2 protein-coding genes and 1 pseudogene are annotated in these 3,169 nt (G+C 56.4%); 1 reads left to right on the top strand and 2 read right to left on the bottom strand.

What is annotated here, in order from left to right; translation table 11 throughout:
• Nucleotides 1–127: 127 nt before the first annotated feature.
• Nucleotides 128–1,480 (bottom strand): catalase, encoded by a 1,353-nt coding sequence (locus tag AAAB35_RS02150; protein WP_113112997.1) that lies wholly within the window; start codon nt 1,478–1,480, stop codon nt 128–130.
• Nucleotides 1,481–2,174: 694 nt separating this feature from the next.
• Here AAAB35_RS02150 and AAAB35_RS02145 point away from each other — a divergent pair.
• A complete protein-coding gene (locus tag AAAB35_RS02145) occupies nt 2,175–2,366 on the top strand; it encodes a metallophosphoesterase (protein ID WP_340666597.1) in 192 nt (63 codons plus the stop codon).
• A 52-nt stretch (nt 2,367–2,418) separates the two neighbouring features.
• Here AAAB35_RS02145 and AAAB35_RS02140 read toward each other — a convergent pair.
• A pseudogene (locus AAAB35_RS02140) lies at nt 2,419–3,169 on the bottom strand (IS66 family transposase); the annotation flags it as partial.

Below are 3,169 nucleotides of genomic sequence, written 5' to 3'. Positions count from 1 at the left end.
GAACCGTTGCTAGCAAAACGATATTCGGAGCGAAGGGTTAATCGCGATCAGCATCGAGTAGACATCCGAGGAAGGCGAAAAGAGCGCGAGGACGCTCACACACGACCGTATCAGGTCACCACAAGTGTCAGTCGCGAAAGCGTTGAACTTGTTCCTCGATGCGACTTCCGACGTTGGCGTCGATGCTCTTCCAATAAGCAATGGCACGGCTGAGGACAGGCTCCCGGACGCCCGAAAGCAGGCTGCCGGCAACCTGGTTCACCAGGGCTGCGCGTTGCGCATCGTCAAACACATTGCGTATCAGATCGCCAGGTTGGGAAAAATCATCGTCGTCGCGTCGCAAATTATAGGCGTTGCGTACCATTGCGCCGTCAGACTCCCAGCCATCCTCGGCCGGCGTGGTTTCGTCGGCCCAGCTGCGCCCACCAGAGTTTGGGGCATAGACCGGCGCGTTTCCACTATGACTATACGCCATTTGTCCGTCGAACATGTAGGAATGAACCGGAACTTTCGGTCGATTGACCGGCAACTGATGGAAGTTGGTCCCTATCCGATTCCGCTGCGCATCGTTGTACGCAAACGCACGGCCGAGGAGCATCTTGTCGGGGGATAGGCCCACACCGGGCACGGTGTTCCCGGGTGAGAAAGCGGCTTGCTCGATCTGCGCGAAGAAGTTCTCGGGATTGCGGCTGAGCGTCATCGTGCCGACCTTGATCAGGGGATAGTCAGCATGAGACCAGGTCTTAGTGAGATCAAACGGATTGATGCGATAGGTCGCCGCTTCACCGTATGGCATGATCTGGACCGACAATTGCCACCGAGGATAGTCGCCTCGGGCAATCGCTTCGAACAGGTCGCGGCGGTGGTAGTCTGCGTCGGCACCGGCTATCGCAATGGCTTCGGCATTGTCAAGAAAAGCGGGCCCCTGCGCTGTGTGGAAATGGTATTTGACCCAGAATTTCTCTCCTGTGCTGTTGATCCACATGTATGTGTGCGAGCCATAGCCGTTCATAAAACGCCAACTCCGGGGCAAGCCCCGCTGCCCCATCAGGTACGTGACCTGGTGGGCTGTTTCAGGATTACTCGTCCAAAAATCCCATTGCATATGATTGTCGCGCAGCCCGGAGTCGGGAAGTCTCTTTTGGCTTCGAATGAAATGTGGGAACTTGATGGGATCGCGAATGAAGAACACCGGCGTATTGTTGCCGACCAAGTCGTAGTTGCCTTCGTCCGTATAGAACTTCAGCGAAAAGCCTCTGACATCCCTCCAAGTGTCGGGGCTGCCTTGCTCGCCCGCAACGGTCGAAAACCGCGCCAGCATTTCCGTGGTGGTGCCTTTTTGGAAAAGGGACGCCTTGGTGTATGCCGACACGTCCTCGGTAGTCACAAATACGCCGAACGCGCCAGAGCCTTTTGCATGCGGCTGCCGCTCGGGAACCTTCTCACGGTTGAAATGCGCTATCTGCTCGAGAAAGTGCACGTCCCGTGGTCGAAACGCTGTGCTTCGGTTCGAAGTTTGACATAGTGATTCTCCTTTTCATGCGTTTGTCAGCGCCCGCGGCCGCGTCTGAAAAGTCCGCTTTTCCGCCGACGGAAATGCTGCTTGCTCGGGTGTTCGAACCAGTCCGCAGCGTTGCCGCGGTACCTGACCGGAGCACCTGCGGCTCTTTCCGGTTATGCTCCTTCCCACTGCGCCTTCACATGAATAGTCAATCGCGCGCGCCATTTCCCGTAGGGAGTTTTCACATGCCGCGATTGATTAATGCGAAAGAGCATTTTGCTGGACAAAGGCAATATTGAGGCTATGTATGTCTAATAGACATACGCGTCAACCTTTTCAAAGCGGACCTTAGGACAGTGCCTTACATCCGAACTCGGGGCATCCACGTGCCTGCCTAGCTGAATCACCAAGGGTTTAATGTATGGGACGCAGCATCCTTGCCCGTACAATAGCAACGCTACCGACGATTTTTCGCGTGGAAGGCAGGCGGGAAGTCTGTTGAAGAGACAAGCAACTGAGGCAAGCTACCGTGATAGTTGCACGACGAATCTGAGGTCCGTATCACGCGGAAGGACATTGAATACTGTTGTCGAGCGCGTGTGAAAAATCTGACGTCCAACGTTCGCATCAGGGAAGACAATCTTTGGCGGCCATGTGGATGTGATCCTTCCGAATGCAGAGGCATATGACTGAAATCGATACCTTCCTAATTGGCGACGTTCACGGCAGGGCCGACCTGCTTCAAGCCCTGCTGCACGAATTGAAGCAAATCGCCCCTTGCCCGTACCAGGTCATCTTCCTGGGGGACCTCATAGATCGCGGACCCGACAGTAAAGCGGTAAGCGCGATTTTCGATGCGCATTGACGGCTGCTGCACCGCTGAGCGCGCCTCGCATCGGTAGCGAGATCCGGCTCTGTTAGGCGGTGGATGTTTTCGGGAAGTTGATCGGTAGCAGGTCGCCGATGTCGGCGTTGTCGTCGCGCTGCGGCAACTCAGTGAGCGCGTGTCGTAGCCAGATCAGAGGGTCGACGCCCCAGGCGCGGCATGTCAGCATGAGACTGTAGATCACGGCGCTGGCCTTGGCTCCGTCAGCAGTGTCGCTGAACAGCCACGATTTTCTTCCGGTCGCAAAAACTCTGATGTCACGTTCCAGAATGTTGTTATCGATGGGCATCCTGCCATCGCTGATGTAGCGCGTCAGATAATCCCACTGGTTCAGAGTGTAGGACACGGCGTCGCCGAGCTTGGTATCGGGTGCGACCTTTGACGCGATATCGTCGAGCCATGACTTGAGGGCGTTCAGCACAGGTAAGCTGTGCTGTTGACGAAAGCGGCGAATGCAGTCGGCCTGCGTTTCATTGGCCTCGGGCATCTTGTCTCGCGCCTGCCTTTCGATCCGGTAGAGTTGTTCAAAGAACCTGAGGGTGCCTGCTCAGGCGGCCCGCCACCTTTCTTTCTGGTTTTGAGGGCGTCGACGAAGCGCCGCCTGGAATGGGCCATGCATCCGACATGGGTTGGGCCATCCAATGTGCGCCAGGCAGTGTAGCCATCGCTCATCAGTATGCCGCGGTAATCGCCGAGAAAGGTCTGCGGATGGATCTGGCCGCGACCGGGCTGATAATCGAGCAGTACGATTGGCTGGTCACTGTCCTCGCCGCTGCGATATG

The organism is Phyllobacterium sp., assembly GCF_037994425.1.
Taxonomy (GTDB): domain Bacteria; phylum Pseudomonadota; class Alphaproteobacteria; order Rhizobiales; family Rhizobiaceae; genus Phyllobacterium.
The sequence above is the reverse complement of the archived record's forward strand: the minus strand, read 5'-3'. Positions and strand labels throughout refer to the sequence as shown.

What these genes read in the sequence shown, in the direction of transcription:
- AAAB35_RS02145 (WP_340666597.1), top strand. Translation starts at nt 2,175, where the DNA reads ATGCAGAGGCATATGACTGAAATCGATACCTTCCTAATTGGCGACGTT.